At 64.2% G+C, this 16096-nt stretch carries 9 protein-coding genes and 2 pseudogenes; 2 read left to right on the plus strand and 9 right to left on the minus strand.

Annotated elements, in window-relative coordinates; genetic code table 11:
• Positions 1-113: 113 nt before the first annotated feature.
• From M1D88_RS18145 to pdxS, 6 genes and pseudogenes are all read right to left on the minus strand, one after another.
• Positions 114-694 (minus strand): annotated as a pseudogene (locus M1D88_RS18145) (ABC transporter ATP-binding protein); the annotation flags it as partial.
• A 374-nt stretch (positions 695-1068) separates the two neighbouring features.
• Positions 1069-2541, minus strand: coding sequence for a Re/Si-specific NAD(P)(+) transhydrogenase subunit beta (pntB, locus tag M1D88_RS18150; RefSeq protein WP_458112127.1), 1473 nt, complete (start codon positions 2539-2541; stop codon positions 1069-1071).
• Complete coding sequence (locus M1D88_RS18155; protein ID WP_458112128.1) at positions 2538-4097, minus strand: Re/Si-specific NAD(P)(+) transhydrogenase subunit alpha; 1560 nt, start codon at positions 4095-4097, stop codon at positions 2538-2540. Before M1D88_RS18155 ends, pntB begins: the two co-directional genes overlap by 4 nt.
• 158 nt (positions 4098-4255) lie before the next feature.
• Complete coding sequence (locus M1D88_RS18160) at positions 4256-5215, minus strand: 2-hydroxyacid dehydrogenase (RefSeq protein ID WP_458114567.1); 960 nt, start codon at positions 5213-5215, stop codon at positions 4256-4258.
• The gene (locus M1D88_RS18165; protein ID WP_458112129.1) at positions 5212-6411 is read right to left on the minus strand and encodes a pyridoxal phosphate-dependent aminotransferase; all 1200 of its coding nucleotides are present in this window, start codon (positions 6409-6411) and stop codon (positions 5212-5214) included. Before M1D88_RS18165 ends, M1D88_RS18160 begins: the two co-directional genes overlap by 4 nt.
• A gap of 85 nt (positions 6412-6496) precedes the next feature.
• Positions 6497-7411 carry a pyridoxal 5'-phosphate synthase lyase subunit PdxS gene (gene pdxS, locus M1D88_RS18170; protein WP_458112130.1) on the minus strand — a complete coding sequence of 305 codons (915 nt, stop codon included), beginning with the start codon at positions 7409-7411 and terminating at the stop codon, positions 6497-6499.
• Positions 7412-7919: 508 nt separating this feature from the next.
• Between pdxS and katG the strand changes: the two genes are divergently transcribed.
• Entirely contained in the window at positions 7920-10214 is a 2295-nt protein-coding gene (gene katG, locus M1D88_RS18175) for a catalase/peroxidase HPI (protein WP_458112131.1), read from the plus strand.
• A 55-nt stretch (positions 10215-10269) separates the two neighbouring features.
• Here katG and M1D88_RS18180 read toward each other — a convergent pair whose 3' ends face one another.
• Both M1D88_RS18180 and M1D88_RS18185 read right to left on the minus strand, forming a co-directional pair.
• Positions 10270-12258, minus strand: a complete 1989-nt coding sequence (locus M1D88_RS18180; protein WP_458112132.1) for an ABC transporter ATP-binding protein — start codon at positions 12256-12258, stop codon at positions 10270-10272.
• Positions 12255-14003, minus strand: coding sequence for an ABC transporter ATP-binding protein (locus tag M1D88_RS18185; RefSeq protein WP_458112133.1), 1749 nt, complete (start codon positions 14001-14003; stop codon positions 12255-12257). Before M1D88_RS18185 ends, M1D88_RS18180 begins: the two co-directional genes overlap by 4 nt.
• A 409-nt stretch (positions 14004-14412) precedes the next feature.
• Here M1D88_RS18185 and M1D88_RS18190 point away from each other — a divergent pair.
• Positions 14413-15466 (plus strand): annotated as a pseudogene (locus M1D88_RS18190) (IS110 family RNA-guided transposase).
• 134 nt (positions 15467-15600) lie between these two features.
• Here M1D88_RS18190 and M1D88_RS18195 read toward each other — a convergent pair.
• Positions 15601-16041 carry a hypothetical protein gene (locus M1D88_RS18195; RefSeq protein ID WP_458112134.1) on the minus strand — a complete coding sequence of 147 codons (441 nt, stop codon included), beginning with the start codon at positions 16039-16041 and terminating at the stop codon, positions 15601-15603.
• Between the last annotated feature and the right edge of the window lie 55 nt (positions 16042-16096).

Here is a 16096-nt window from a genome sequence, read left to right on the forward strand (position 1 = left end):
GGTATGAGGATATGCTTCTCTGCCGCAGCGGACAGCGCCTTCCCTCACTCCGGCAATACTCATATTTCCGCGAGACTAGCTAGGGGTACCAAGCCATCCGCAGTAGAAGCCCGCTAAACCTCCGCCACCGGCGCCGCGTACTGCGCCTCGTACAGCCGCGCATACGCCCCGCCCAAAGCCAAGAGCTCAGCATGCGTCCCCTGCTCCACAATCTGCCCGGCCTCCATCACCAGGATGAGGTCGGCGTCGCGGATCGTGGACAAACGGTGCGCAATCACAAAAGAAGTCCGGTCGGACCTCAAAGCACTCATCGCCTTCTGCACCAGCACCTCGGTCCGCGTATCCACTGAAGATGTCGCCTCGTCCAGGATCAGCACCGACGGCCGGGACAGGAACGCCCGGGCAATCGTCAGCAACTGCTTCTCCCCCGCTGACACATTCGAACCCTCATCGTCGAGCACGGTGTCGTAACCCTCGGGCAAGGACCGGACGAACCTGTCCACATACGTCGCTTGCGCCGCCTCCAGGATCTCCGCCTCCGAAGCCTCCGGCCGGCCGTACGCGATGTTGTCCCGCATGGTCCCGCCGAACAGCCACGTATCCTGCAGCACCATCCCCATCCGCTAGCGCAGCTCGTGCCGCGTCATCGAGGTGACATCCCGCCGTCGAACGCTACCCGCCCCGCACCAATCTCGATCAGCGACCGCCCACGCTGACACGCCTCCGGAAGCACTGGCGTGTTCGCCAAGTAGCTTGCCGCGTTATGCATCCCCCGGATACGCCAGCAGTTCGTGCCGGTGGTGGAGCAGGTACTCGTGCCGGTAGTGAAGGCCAATCCAGGGTGCGGCGTCGAAGGCGTCAATATTAGGAAATTCCCGCGCGGCAGAATTCCCGCTTGTTTGTGGCGGGGCGGACGAAAAGGATCGAACCGCGCCTTGGCGAATGCGGTTGTGGGGCGCTCGATCTCGGGGCATGGTTTTGTCCTCATCTCCCTTGGGGGTCGGATGATCGTACGTACGCCTCCAGCGCGGGAGGATGAACCGCAGGAAGCCCATGACGTGCTTTCTATCAGAACGCTTTGAGGATGTCTTCGACGCGGGTTTTGGCGTCGCCGAAGAGCATTTGGGAGTTGTCGCGGAAGAACAGTGGGTTTTGGACGCCGGCATAGCCTGCGGCCATGGAGCGTTTGAACACAATGACGTTTTCGGCTTCCCATACCCGCAGGACAGGCATCCCGGCGATGGGGCTGCCCGGGTCTTCCGCGGCGGAGGGGTTGACGGTGTCGTTAGCGCCGATGACGAGGACCACGGAGGTGTCGCCGAGGTCTTCGTTGATTTCGTCCATTTCCAGGACGATGTCGTAGGGGACTTTGGCTTCCGCGAGGAGCACGTTCATGTGCCCTGGCAGGCGCCCGGCCACCGGGTGGATGCCGAACCTGACATTCACACCCTTCTCCCGGAGCTGGTGGGCGAGTTCGGCGACGGGGTATTGGGCCTGTGCCACGGCCATGCCATAGCCGGGGGTGATGACGACGCTGGAGGCGTTGGTCAGCATTTCAGCGGTGGCCTGGGCGGTGATTTCGCGGTGCTCGCCGTGCTCTGCGTCCGCCGCGGCCGGGGCGGCGATGCCGAAGCCGCCGGCAATCACGGAGATGAAGGACCGGTTCATGGCCTTGCACATGATGTAGGACAGGTAGGCGCCCGAGGAGCCCACCAAGGCACCGGTGATGATGAGCAGGTCATTGTTCAGCAGGAAGCCTGCGGCAGCGGCTGCCCAGCCGGAGTAGCTGTTGAGCATGGACACGACCACGGGCATGTCGCCTCCGCCGATGGAGGCCACCAGGTGCCAGCCGAGCCCGAGGGCGAGGAGGGTGACGACGATGAGGAGCCAGAGCTGGGAGTCATTGACGTACCAGATGGTCAGGGCGATGAAGGCGGCGAGGGCGCCAAGGTTGATCGCGTTCTTGCCCGGCAGCATCAGGGGTGAGGATTTCATCCGGGCGGAGAGTTTCAGGAACGCCACGATCGAGCCAGTGAAGGTCACTGCGCCGATGAACACGCCGATGAACACCTCGGCGTGGTGGATCGCTGTCAGGTCCGGGGATAGGTCCGGGGCTTCGAGGTGCCCGTTCCAGCCGACCAGGACCGCGGCGAGACCAACGAAGCTGTGCAGCAGGGCGATCAGTTCGGGCATGCCGGTCATTTCGACTACGCGGGCGCGCCAGAGCCCGATGGCGCCGCCGACTATCACCGCGGCGACGAGCAGGCCCATGCCGGTGAGGCCTGCGCCGGTGCCCCAGGCGTCCTGCAGGGTCAGCCAGATCGTCGCGGCCAGGGCGATGATCATCCCGGTGATGCCGTAGATGACCCCGGCACGGGCTTTCTCGTGCTTGCTCAGCCCGGCGAGGCTGAGGATGAACAGCAGGGCCGCAACGACGTAGGCCGCCCCCGCGATGGAGTCGGCGGTCAACGGACCGGAGACGGTGTCAGACACGGTAAGGCTCCTCGATAGAGTTCCTGCTGCTTCGGTGGCCGCGCTCATGAACGTGCCTTCCCGGCCGAGAACATGGCGAGCATGCGCCGGGTGACGGCGAAGCCGCCGAAAATGTTAATGCTGGCCAGCAGGACTGCGACGGCGGCGAGGATCTGCATGACGATGTTGTCCGAGGTGACCTGCAGGAGGGCACCGACGACGATGATCCCCGAGATCGCGTTCGTGACGGACATCAGCGGGGTGTGCAGGGCGTGGTGGACTTTCCCGATGACGTAGAAGCCGACCACGATGGAGAGCATCAGGACCGTAAAGTGCTGGGGCAGCGGCGCCGGGGCGACCGCGTTGATCCCGAACAGCACCGCGATCCCTGCGGCAAACAGCCCGGCCTTACCGGCAGGGCCGAAGCCGGTCTTTTTCGCCGCCTTATCGGCAGCCCGCTCCTCGGCGCGTTTGGTTTCGGTCTGAATCGGGGCCGCTGAGACCTGGACCGGTGGCGGGGGCCAGGTCTTCTCCCCGTCGCGTACCACCGTCACGGAGCGCTGCACGACGTCGTCGAAATCGATCCGCAGCTGACCGTCTTTGTCCGGGGTCAGGAGCTTGAGCAGGTTCACCATGTTCGTCCCGTACAGCTGGGACGCCTGGGCCGGGAGCCGGGCCGGAAGATCCGTATAGCCCAGGATCACCACCCCGTTGTCCGCCACGATGCGTTCACCGGCGACGGAACCTTCAACGTTCCCGCCCTGGCCCGCTGCCATATCCACGATCACGCTGCCCGACTTCATGCTGGCCACGTCTTCGGCGGTGAGTAGCTTCGGCGCCGGGCGCCCCGGGATCAGGGCAGTGGTGATGATGATATCCACATCCGCTGCCTGCTCGGAGTAAATTTCCGCGGCCCGGGCGTTGTACGCCTCGGACGTCGCCTTCGCGTATCCGTCGGAAGACTTCATCTCTTCGGCGACCTCGACTTTGAGGTACGTCCCGCCGATGGACTTCACCTGGTCGGCGACTTCCGGCCGCGGGTCCGTTGCCCGGACAATCGCGCCCAGGCTGGACGCCGCGCCGATCGCCGCCAGCCCGGCGACGCCGGCGCCTGCGACGAGGACCTTCGCTGGCGGGACCTTGCCCGCGGCAGTCACCTGACCGGTAAAGAACCGGCCGAATTCGTGAGCGGCCTCAATGACCGCCCGGTACCCGGCAATGTTCGCCATCGAACTGAGCACATCCATCGACTGCGCCCGCGAGATTCGCGGCACCGCATCCAATGCCAGCGCCGTGATCGGACGCGAGGCCAGAGCCTCCACCAACTCAGGCCGCAAACCAGGGCTCAACGACCCGATCAACGTGGCCCCCTCGGTAAGACGGACAATCTCATCCTCAGTGGGCGGATTGATCCGCAACACCACCTCGCTGCCCCACGCCTCATCGGCGCCCACAATCAGGGCACCCGCTTCGGCATAAGCCTCGTCACGGAACGACGCGGACTCCCCCGCACCCTTCTCGACCACAACCTCGTAGCCCAACCCCAGCAGCTGCTTCACGGTGACAGGCGTCGCCGCCACCCTCGTCTCACGACCCAACTCGGCCACAATGCCAATACGTGTCACTATTTTCTTCTCTCTAAGATGTACTGCCCGGTCAATGCTGCCGCCGGGACACGGCCGCGGGGACGACGTCGGAAGCCGAGTAGTCCCGGGTCCCATGCCTTTGGGACCCGGGCTCGTACTCGGCCGGGTTGTCGTCCCGTTCGTGGCGCCAGTCGCCTCTAGTTGATCGGTGCGGGCGGTCGTTCGTCGCTGAGCACGGCGAGGGCGTTGTCGGCGGCGAGCATTGCCATTGCGGTTCGGGTCTCCACAGTGGCGGAACCGAGGTGCGGCACGAGCACCACGTTGTCGAGCTCGAGCAACCCCGGGTGCACGGTGGGCTCGTTTTCAAAAACGTCCAGACCGGCGCCTGCGATCTGCCCGTCGCGAAGGGCAGAGGCGAGGGCTGCTTCGTCGACGATCGGTCCGCGCGCAGTGTTCACGAGGTACGCCGAATCCTTCATCGCAGCGAGTTGTTCAGCGCCGATCAGGTGGTGGGTGGCAGGCCCGTAGGGGCAGTGCAGGGAGACGACGTCGGAGATGGCCAGCAGCTCGTCGAGCTCAACCTGGCGGGCGCCCAGCTCGGCTGCGATCCCGGGGTCGATCTCGCTGCGTGACTGGTAGACGATTTCCATGCCGAAGGCCTTGGCCCGGCGCGCGGTCGCCTGCCCGATGCCGCCCATGCCCACGACGCCGAGGGTCTTGCCTTGCAGGCTGCTGCCCAGCAGGAAGAACATGCCCCACTTCCAGGCCTGGCCGGAGCGGATGAGCCGTTCCCCCTCTCCGAGCCGGCGGGTTGCCATGAGGATGAGGCCAAGCGCGATGTCGGCTGTGGCCTCCGTGAGCACGCCGGGGGTATTGGCGGCCACGATGCCCCGTTCGGTGCAGGCCGGCACGTCGATGTTGTCATAGCCGACGGCGACGTTCGCGACCACTTTGAGCTGCGGTCCCGCGGCGTCGAGCAGTTCCGCGTCGATGCGTTCGGTGAGCAGGCTCACCACTGCATCGGCGCCGGCTACCCGGCGCAGGAGCTCATCGCGGCCGATCGACTCCGGACCCTGCCAGGCATCGACGTCGTGTTCGGCGCGCAGCTTCTCGAGTGCGGTTTCGGGGATACGTCCCGTGACGACGACCCGGCTCATGCGGTCTCGATCCACTCGCGCAGGCGTCCGAGGCCGTCGCGGATGTCTGGCACTTCGATGCCCGAATAGGCGAGCCGGATGTACTGCCGCTCCTCGCCGGGCAGGCGTCGGCCGAAGTGCTCGCGTGTGCAGAAGGAGACGCCGGTCTTGTACAGGGCGTCAGTGGCGAAGTCGCCGACTGCCGTGTAGCCCATGCGCTGCATCACCTCGGTGACGTCGGGGAACAGGTAGAACGTCGACTTCGGCACGGCGACATGCATGCCGGGGATGTCGTTCACGATTTCGCATGCAGCATCCCGACGCTTCTGGAGGACGTCCAGCATCTGCTGAACGGGTTCCTGGGTGCCACGGAGCGCTTCGATGCCGGCCCACTGCACGTAGTGCGTGGTGCACGACTCATCGTTGGTGTTGAGCGTACTGAGAACCTTGGCGATCTCGAGCGGGGCAACGGCGCAGCCCAGGCGGGATCCGGTCATGGCGAACTTCTTGCTGAATGTGTAGAGGATGACGGTACGCTCTGCCATTCCTGGAATCGATGCGACCGAGCTCGAAACCCCCTCATAGCGCGTCTCGAAGTAGGCCTCGTCGGAGAGCACCCAGAGGTCGTGCTCTATTGCGAGCTGTGCGACGGCCTCACGCTCGGCCGCAGTCGACTCGGCTGAAATGGGGTTCTGCAGGTCGTTGTAGATGATTGCGACCGTGTTCGGCGTGATCGAAGAGCGGATCTGCTCGAGGTCGATGGCGAAGCCCTGGCTCGTGGGCAGGTAGCGGTAAGGCACGGCCGTGCCACCAAGGTACTCGATCTGCGATTCGTAGATCGGGAAGCCCGGGTTTGGGTAGAGCACTTCCTGGCCGGGGTTCATGACCGCCTGCAGGAACTTCGTGATAACGGGTTTGCCGCCCGTCATCACCACGACGTTGTCAGGGGAGAACTCGATGCCCCGGCGGGCCCCGATATCTTCGGCCAGGGCCTCGCGCAACTGCGGGATGCCTGGGCCAGGGCAATAGCCCGTGTAGCCGTCGCCGATGGCCCGGTTCATTGCTTCGACAATATGGGGGGCCGTCGGGATGTTGATGTCGCCGAGATGGAAGGGGTACACGAGGTTCCCCTTCGCCTTCCAGGCGGCGGCGGCTTGGGCGACGCTAAAGGCAGTTTCAGTGCCCAGACGTTCGAGCCGGTTCGCGAGCTCCTGCATGGTGTTCTACTCCTCATTGAGCTTGTGATCGATCTTCTGCGGTAATAGTTGCTACTTCTGCGTCGTGGCGGCGGTTTTAGTTGCTTTACCAGCCGCGCTCGGCGAGGCGGTGCGGCTGCGGGATTTCGTCCACGTTGATGCCGACCATGGCTTCGCCCAGGCCGCGGGAGGCCTTGGCGATGACGTCGGGGTCGTCGTAATAGGCAGTGGCTCTGACGACGGCGGCGGCACGCTGGGCCGGGTTGCCGGACTTGAAGATACCGGAACCGACGAACACGCCGTCGGCGCCGAGCTGCATCATCATCGCGGCATCCGCCGGAGTGGCGATGCCGCCGGCGGTGAACAGCACCACGGGAAGCTTTCCGGTGGTCGCGATTTCCTTGACCAGCTCATACGGGGCCTGCAGTTCCTTGGCGGCCACATACAGCTCATCCTCAGGCAGCGAGGAGAGCCGGCGAAGCTCGGCCCGGATCTTGCGCATGTGGCCGGTGGCGTTGGAGACGTCGCCGGTGCCGGCCTCGCCCTTGGACCGGATCATCGCAGCACCCTCATTGATGCGGCGCAGTGCCTCACCCAGGTTGGTGGCACCGCACACGAACGGAACCGTGAAGTTCCATTTGTCGATGTGGTTGGTGTAGTCGGCCGGGGTCAGGACCTCGGACTCATCGATGTAGTCCACGCCGAGGGACTGCAGGATCTGCGCCTCGACGAAGTGGCCGATGCGGGCCTTGGCCATGACCGGCACGGACACCGCTTCGATGATCTTGTCGATCATGTCAGGATCGGACATGCGGGACACGCCGCCCTGGGCACGGATATCGGCCGGAACGCGTTCGAGCGCCATAACTGCAACGGCACCGGCGTCTTCGGCGATGCGGGCCTGTTCGACGTTGACGACGTCCATGATGACACCGCCTTTGAGCATCTCAGCCATGCCGCGCTTGACACGGCTGCTGCCCGTAACGGCGATGTGCTCGTACGGGAGTCGTTTCACGGTCATTTCTTTCTCCGATTGGACAGGCTGGTCTCTTTGTCGAGGGATACCTTGTGGCTTCCGTCGCCGTGCAGGGCAAGGCGGGCGGCGTTGATGGCTTTGACGGACCACACCGTCCTTATGACTTCTTCGGGTCCAAGTTGCGCCAGAGGTAATCCGCGGCACGGATCGCACGACCGGTCTCTGCGAGCGAGCGGGTCAGAACGTCGACCATCGTTTCCCCCTAGCTGTTGCCTAATATCCTGTTGATATATTAGTTGCTGCGACTCAAGTATGCTACCGACACTCGAGGGTGTCAACAGGTTTTCGGCTGGAGGTGCATGAGATGTGGACCTGCTCCGTTCGCTAATCGACGGAGGTGGGGCCGTCGCCGCGGAGTTCTCGCGGACTCACGTCATTGGCTTCAAGCATGCCGTGGAACGGGATCCCCTGCACAGGCTGTCTATGGTCAAATGGGAAGGTTGTACCGGCTGCCCGAGTCCGACCACGGCCTCGGTCGAATGGAAGGAAGCACATGACCGATCACCAGGAACATCCCCCGGTCCCCACTCCCGGAAGCGCCCAAGGCCTTGACAGCAAGGTTGGGGGTGGATGCCCGGTGGACCATAACAGCATGACCTCGCACGGCAGCGAGAGTGAGAACCCGGCGATCGACTCGCCGCAGCCCAAGGGGCACCGGCCCCGGACCACCGCGGACTGGTGGCCGAACCAGCTGGACCTCTCCGTCCTACACGCCAACCATCCCAAGGGCAACCCGCTCGGCTCCACGTACAGCTACCGCGAGGAGTTCCAGAAGCTCGACGTCGAGGCACTCAAGCGGGACATCACCCAGGTCCTGACCACCTCCCAGGACTGGTGGCCCGCGGACTTCGGCCACTACGGCGGCCTCATGATCCGTCTGAGCTGGCATGCGGCCGGCACGTATCGTGTCCATGACGGCCGCGGCGGGGCCGGGGACGGCAGCCAGCGGTTCGCGCCGCTCAACAGCTGGCCGGACAATGCGAACCTGGACAAGGCCCGGCGGTTGCTGTGGCCGGTGAAGCAGAAGTACGGCCAGAAGCTTTCCTGGGCCGACCTGCTGGTCCTCGCCGGAAACGTGGCACTCGAGTCCATGGGCTTCAAGACCTTCGGCTTCGCTTTCGGCCGCGAGGACGTGTGGGAGCCCGAGGAGATTTTCTGGGGGCCGGAGGACGCATGGCTCGGCGATGAGCGCTACATCGGTGAAGGCCAGATGTCGGAGGGCGTGGGTTCCACTGAGATGGGCCTGATCTACGTCAACCCGGAGGGGCCGATGGGCAATCCGGATCCCAAACTCGCGGCAGCATTCATCCGCGAGACGTTCAAGCGCATGGCGATGAACGACGAAGAAACGTTCGCGCTGATCGCTGGCGGGCACACCTTCGGCAAGACCCACGGCGCCGGCGACGCCGATGCGCACGTCGGCCCCGAGCCGGAGGCCGCGAACCTGGAGGAGCAGGGCCTCGGCTGGATCAGCACGTACGGCAGCGGCAAGGGGCCAGACACCATCACCTCCGGCCTCGAAGTCACCTGGACGGACCGGCCCACCCAGTGGAGCAGCCGCTTCCTGGAGATCCTGTTCGAAAACGAGTGGGAGCTTGTCAAGAGCCCGGCGGGCGCGCACCAGTGGGTTGCCAAGGATGCCCCGGAGATCATCCCGGACGCGCATGACCCGGAGAAGAAGCACCGGCCCACCATGCTGACAACAGACCTGTCACTGCGCTTCGATCCGGTCTATGAGGAGATCGGGCGGCGCTTCCTGGAGAACCCCGATGAGTTCCAGCTCGCCTTCGCCAAGGCTTGGTACAAGCTGCTGCACCGCGACATGGGACCTGTGGGCCCGCACATGCTGGGGCCGTGGGTCCCGGAGGCCCAACTCTGGCAGGACCCCGTTCCCGCAGTGGACCACGAGCTGATCGGCGAGGATGACATCGCCTCGCTCAAGGCCCAGCTGCTGGACTCCGGCCTCTCTGTCTCGCAGCTCGCCGGTACTGCATGGGCAGCCGCGTCCACCTTCCGTAAGACCGACAGGCGCGGCGGCGCCAACGGTGCGCGGATCCGGCTGGAGCCCCAGCGGAGCTGGGAGATCAACGAAATCGAGCAGCTTTCGACGGCGGTGCAGTCGCTTGAGACGGTGCAGCAGCAGTTCAACTCCCCCCAGACCAACGGCAAGAAGGTCTCACTGGCAGACCTGATCGTCCTCGGCGGCTGCGCGGCGGTGGAGAAAGCCGCGAGCGACGCCGGTTTCGCCGTCACCGTGCCGTTCCGGCCCGGCCGGACTGATGCCGCGCAGGACCAGACCGACGTCGAGTCCTTCCAGTACCTGAAGCCGCGGGCGGACGGGTTCCGCAACTATCTGCGCCCCGGGGAGAAACTCCAGCCGGAGACCCTGCTGGTGGACAAGGCGTACCTTTTGGACCTTTCCGCGCCGGAGATGACGGTGCTCGTGGGCGGCATGCGCGCGTTGGGGACGAACGTCGGCGGTTCCACCCACGGTGTCCTCACCGACCGGCCCCAGGTGCTGACGAACGACTTCTTCGTCAACCTGCTCTCCCCGGGTACCAAGTGGAAGGCGTCGGAGGGCGAGGAGAACGTCTACGAGATCAGCGACGCCGCCACCGGGGAGCTGAAATGGACGGCCACGCCCGTGGACCTGGTCTTCGGTTCAAACTCCCAGCTCCGGGCACTGGCCGAGGTCTACGCGAGCGAGGACGGCCGGGAGAAGTTCGTGAACGACTTCGTGGCCGCCTGGGTGAAGGTCATGGAGCTGGACCGCTTCGACCTGCGCTGACGGATGCGTCCGGGCCGGCTGTTCTTGCAGCCGGCCCGGGGCACGAACAATCACTTCACACCTCCGCCACAGGAGCCGCGAACTGGGCCTCGTACAACCGCGCGTATGCCCCGTCCGCAGCCAGCAACTCAGCGTGCGTCCCCTGCTCCACGATCTGCCCGGCCTCCATCACCAGGATCAGGTCGGCATCGCGGATCGTTGAGAGCCGGTGCGCAATCACAAACGAAGTCCGGTCGGACCTCAACGCACTCATCGCCTTCTGCACCAGCACCTCTGTGCGTGTGTCCACGGAAGATGTCGCCTCATCCAGGATCAGCACCGACGGCCGGGACAGGAACGCCCGGGCAATCGTCAGCAACTGCTTCTCCCCCGCCGACACGTTCGATCCCTCGTCATCCAAAACGGTGTCGTAACCCTCCGGCAGGGACCGAACAAACCTGTCCACATACGTCGCCTGCGCAGCCTCCAGGATCTCCGCCTCCGAAGCCTCCGGCCGGCCATACGCAATGTTGTCCCGAATCGTCCCGCCGAACAGCCACGTATCCTGCAGCACCATCCCCATCCGCGAGCGCAGCTCGTGCCGCGTCATCGAGGTGACGTCCACGCCGTCGAGCGTTATCCGCCCCGCATCAATCTCATAGAACCGCATCATCAGGTTCACCAGCGTCGTCTTGCCCGCCCCGGTCGGGCCCACAATCGCCACCGTCTGCCCCGGCTCAGCCACCAACGAAAGCGAAGAGATCAGCGGCTTCTCCGGCGAATAGGAGAAGGACACATCCTCAAACACGAGCCGGCCTCGCTTGCCATCCGGCGTCGCAGCCTCAGCAGGATCAGGCGATTGCTCGTCCTCATCCAAGAGCGAGAACACCCGCTCGGCCGAGGCAACCCCGGACTGCAGCAGGTTGGCCATCGACCCCAGCTGCGCGAGCGGCATGGTGAACTGCCGCGAGTACTGGATGAACGCCTGCACATCGCCCAGCTGCATCGCCCCGGACGCCACCTGCAGCCCGCCCACCACGGCAATCCCCACATACACAAGGTTCCCGATGAACGTCATGGCCGGCATGATGAGCCCGCTGATGAACTGCGCTCCGAAGCTCGCCTGGTACAGCTCCACGTTCTTCTGCCGGAACCGCTCATCCACCTCGCGCTGCCGCCCGAACACCTTCACCAGCGCATGCCCGGTGTACGTCTCCTCGATCTGCCCGTTCAGTTCGCCCGTGTTCTTCCACTGCGCCACGAACAGCTTCTGCGAACGCTTGGCAATGAGCGCCGTGATCCCCAGCGTCAGCGGCACCGTCACCAGCGCAATCACCGCGAGCGTCGGCGAAAGCAACACCATCATCACCAGCACGCCCACCACCGTCAGCAGGGACGTGACCACCTGGCTGATCGACTGCTGCAGGCTTTGGGAGATATTGTCGACGTCGTTGGTCACCCGGCTGAGCAGCTCACCACGCTGGATGGAATCGAAGTACCGCAGCGGGAGGCGGTGGATCTTCGCCTCGATCTGCTCCCGCAGCCGGTACACCGTCCGCTGCACGACGCCGTTGAGGATGTACGCCTGCGCCCAGCCGAACGCCGAGGCCAGCACATACAGCGCCATTGCCCACAGCAGCACGGTGGCCAGCGCCTGGAAATCAATCCCGACGCCGGGAGTCAGCGGCATCGCGCTGAGCATGTCGGCCTGCTGGTTCTGGCCGGACGCACGCGATCCGGCGATGACGTCCATCTTGCTGGCGCCTGCGGGAAGGTCCTTGGAGACGACGCCGGCGAAGATCAGGTTGGTGCCCTCGCCCAGCAGCCTCGGCCCAATCACTGAGAACGCGACGCCGACGACGGACAGCACCAGAACCAGCACCAGCCACAGCCGCTCCGGGCGCAGCGTCCCCAGCAGGCGCTTGGCCGACGGCAGGAAGTTCATCGGCTTCTCTGCAGGGATATTCATTCCAGCGAAGGGTCCGCCGCGGCCTGGTCCTCCCGCAGGGCGCGGCACCCGGGTCGGGCTGGAGGCAGCCGCCGTCGGCGTTCCGGCGCCGCTCATGCCGCATCCTCCACTGCCAGCTGCGAGTTCACAATTTCCTGGTACGTCTCCGACGTCTCCAGCAGCTCGTCGTGCGTTCCCTGCCCGACGATCCTGCCGCCGTCGAGCACCAGGATCTGGTCCGCGTCGACGATGCTGGAGACCCGCTGGGCGATGATCACCAGGGTGGCGCCGGACGTGTTGTGCTTGAGCGCCTGCCGGAGCCGGGCGTCGGTGGCGGTGTCCAGCGAGGAGAACGAGTCGTCAAAAATGTAGAGCTCCGGCCGCTTCACCAGTGCCCGGGCGATGGCGAGCCGCTGCCGCTGGCCGCCCGATACGTTGGTGCCGCCCTGCGAGATGTCCGCGTCCAGGCCGCCTTCCATCCCCTGGACGAAGTCCTGCGCCTGGGCGGTAGTGAGTGCCTGCCAGAGTTCGTCCTCGGTGGCGTCGGGCTTTCCATACAGCAGGTTGCTCCGCACGGTTCCGGAGAACAGGTAGGGCTTTTGTGGGACCAGGCCGATGTGGCCCCACAGCAGGTCGGGGTGCAGCTCGCGGACGTCGACGCCGTCGATCCACACAGACCCACTCGTCGCGTCGAAGAGCCGGGGCATGAGGTTCACCAGGGTGGTCTTGCCGGCGCCGGTACTGCCGATGATCGCCGTCGTCTGCCCGCTCCTGGCAGTGAAACTGATGCCGCTCAGGACCGGCTGCTCGGCACCCGGGTAGGCGAATCCGACGTCGCGCATTTCCAACTCACCGTGTCCCCGCCCATCCAGAGAAACAGCAAAGCCGACCGGGTTCAGCGGCGGCCGCACACTCGATTCCGTCGTCAGCACCTCCCCGATCCGGTCCGCGGACACTGCGGCGCGCGGGATCATGGCCGCCATAAACGTGGCCATCATGACGGACATCAGGATCTGCATGAGGTAGCTGAGGAAGGCGATCAGCGTGCCCACCTGCATGGAGCCGTCGTCGATCCGGAACGCGCCGAACCAGATCACGGCCACGCTGGAGACGTTCAGGACCAGCATCACCACGGGGAACATGAGTGCCATGAGGCGTCCGGCGTGCAGGGCGGTATCGGTGACGTCGTCGTTGGCCCGGGCGAAGCGGGCGTTCTCGATGTCCTCCCGCACGAAGGCGCGGACCACGCGGATGCCGGTGAGCTGTTCGCGCAGGACCCGGTTAACGGCGTCGATCCTGACCTGCATCCTGCGGAACAGCGGAATCATCCGGGTGACAATCAGGCCCACGCCGATCAGCAGCACGGGGACGCTCACCGCGATCAGCCAGGACAGCTGCACGTCCTGCCGGACGGCCATGATCACGCCACCGATGCTGAGCATGGGCGCCGTGACCATCAGGGTGGCCGACATGAGCACCAGCTGCTGGACCTGCTGGACGTCGTTGGTGGAGCGGGTAATGAGGCTCGGTGCCCCGAAACGCGTGACCTCCCGCTCGGAGAACTCCCCCACCCTGGTGAAGATCACCCCGCGGAGATCCCGCCCAACGCCCATGGCTGCCTTCGCCCCGAAGTACACGGCCGTCACCGCGCAGACGATCTGCAGCAGCGTAATCAGCAGCATCACGGTGCCCATCGACAGGATGTAGTTGATGTCCCCCTTCGCCACGCCCCGGTCGATGATGTCGGCATTCAGGGTGGGCAGGTACAGAGATGCGATGGACTGCGCCAGCTGGAAGACGACGACGGCGAACAGCAGCCGCCGATGAGGCTTCAGGTATTCAACGAGCAACTTCCAGAGCATGCACGGCACCAACTCACGCGAAGAGATTCGGAGTTCAGTTTACGACCGGATTACTGAGGGAGAGCTGGGGTTTCGCGGTGAGCAGAGGTGATGCTGGAGCGATCCTACAGTTATGTATCGGCATCCCATGGGACTGTGAGTCTATTCATGGTCACCCTGTGGGTGGCTGGCAGGCTGGTGTTGGAACTGGCTTGAGCGTGACTCACCCATGGAATTGCCTCCGACGTTGTACCTCGGGGTGCGCTCTCTTGGATATGTCCGCTCAGCGCCAGTCCAGCATCGGTTCTGTCTACTTCGCTGGCCTGATCAGAAGCTTGCCCACCCGGTCCTGGGTGTGGCCCAACACAGTCGTGCCACGTCGTAACCCACCATCGATGCGTTCATCCAGTGATCCAGAAAAGAGGTAAAGATGTCCATAGTGGCAGAGCAGTTCGACTTCGTTGCCGGTATCGACACGATCGACACGCACGCCAGAACCCATACTCTTGCCATCATCTGCACAACCACCGGCGAAGAAATCGCCTCCCGAGACCTTTCCGGCGACGACGGCAGGAACCAACCGGGCCCTGTCGTGGATTTCACGCAGAACCGACGGCTGTCCAGGATCAGTCCTGCTGTCGATGGAGGGCACTGGATCCTATGGAGCCAAGTTCCGGCAGCAGGCAGCAGCGGCACGTTATCGGGTGGCTGAAGCACCGTTTCCCGAACGCCGGATAGGGCGCTTCAGAGGGAAGTCCGACGCGATAGATGCACCCAGGGCTGCCCGTGCGACAACAGGGCTGCCGATTGAGAAACTCAGGGAACCTCGGGCAGGCGAACAACACATGGCGCTGCGCGTGCTGACGGTCGCGCGCGATTCCATCGCGCGACAACGGACAGCGTCCATAAATTCTTTGACCGCGCTACTAAGAGTGATTGAACTGGGCATTGATGCGCGCAAACCCTTGACCGGCAAGCAGATTTCATTGGTTGCAGGCTGGAGAGAGCGCGAAGAAGACGTTGGTCTCCGAATGGGGCGCCGTGAAAGCGTGAGGCTGGCAAAACAGATCGTCGCTCCGCACAAGGAACTGGAGGAAAACCGAAGGGAATTGGACAAATCAGTCCAATCCGCCCACCCCGCCCTTCTGGAACTTCAAGGCATAGGTCCAGTCAACGCTGCAATCATCCTCACAGCCTGGTCACACTCAGGGCGGCTCCGCTCTGAAGCCGCGTTCGCCGCCCTGGCAGGAACCTGTCCCGTACCAGCCTCTTCAGGCAACACTGCAAGACATCGACTGAACCGGGGTGGTGACAGGCAACTGAACAAGGCACTCCACACAGCCGCGTTGGTACGCATGAACTATGACCAGGACACGAAAGACTACGTCGCCAAACGCACCAATCAAGGACGCACCAAGAAAGAGATCATCCGTAGCCTCAAGAGATATATCACCCGGCAGGTTTACCGAACACTCACGGCATGAACCTTCAAATCCCGGGAAAGGGTCCTTGACCAGTCTGACCTCTCTACCCCTCCTGGAACGGCAACAGGTGCCCCACGAGATGGTGGGTCACCTGTTGCCTGTTCTCTTTTATTAAGTTGCGGGTCGACGGGTGGTCAGCCGGCTGGGAGGACGGTTGATCCCAGGACACATTTGACGTCGGTGGTGAGTTTGCCGAGTTTGGATTTCAGGCTCCAGTCGATGGCTTGGCCGGTCGGGGCGTCGTCGATGGTTTTTGTTTCCTTGGCCAGGACTGAGGACGTTTTCGGATCCACCCAACTGACGGAAACTTCGATGGTTCCTTCGACGTTCTCTGGCAGCGTTACGGTGCCTGCGGCGGTGACGTCGCCTTCTTTGGTGTCGCAGGAGGTCATGGTGGTGTTCTTGATGATGCCTGTTCCGGGGTTGGAGGGTTTCTGCTCGCCTTTGGCTTCCTGGGTGGTGACAGCACCAGCGGAGGGGGAGGCAGGTGCCGGGACGGCCTGGGGCGAGCTGCACGCAGCAAGGGCCAGGCCGAGAAGGACAACGGGGGTTACTTTGGCAATCATTCGTTTCATGGGAGACGTGTTTCCGCTTCGGTAGTGACTGAGGCAAGGGCGAGGGGAGACGGGG

Source organism: Arthrobacter sp. R1-13, assembly GCF_054161475.1.

Excerpts from the sequence above, each read along its gene's own strand:
- M1D88_RS18160 (WP_458114567.1), bottom strand. The coding sequence starts at position 5,215 with ATGAGCCGGGTCGTCGTCACGGGACGTATCCCCGAAACCGCACTCGAG.
- M1D88_RS18195 (WP_458112134.1), bottom strand. The coding sequence starts at position 16,041 with ATGAAACGAATGATTGCCAAAGTAACCCCCGTTGTCCTTCTCGGCCTG.
- pdxS (WP_458112130.1), bottom strand. The coding sequence starts at position 7,411 with ATGACCGTGAAACGACTCCCGTACGAGCACATCGCCGTTACGGGCAGC.
- M1D88_RS18180 (WP_458112132.1), bottom strand. The coding sequence starts at position 12,258 with ATGAGCGGCGCCGGAACGCCGACGGCGGCTGCCTCCAGCCCGACCCGG.
- pntB (WP_458112127.1), bottom strand. The coding sequence starts at position 2,541 with ATGAGCGCGGCCACCGAAGCAGCAGGAACTCTATCGAGGAGCCTTACC.
- M1D88_RS18185 (WP_458112133.1), bottom strand. The coding sequence starts at position 14,003 with ATGCTCTGGAAGTTGCTCGTTGAATACCTGAAGCCTCATCGGCGGCTG.
- M1D88_RS18165 (WP_458112129.1), bottom strand. The coding sequence starts at position 6,411 with ATGCAGGAGCTCGCGAACCGGCTCGAACGTCTGGGCACTGAAACTGCC.
- katG (WP_458112131.1), top strand. The coding sequence starts at position 7,920 with ATGACCGATCACCAGGAACATCCCCCGGTCCCCACTCCCGGAAGCGCC.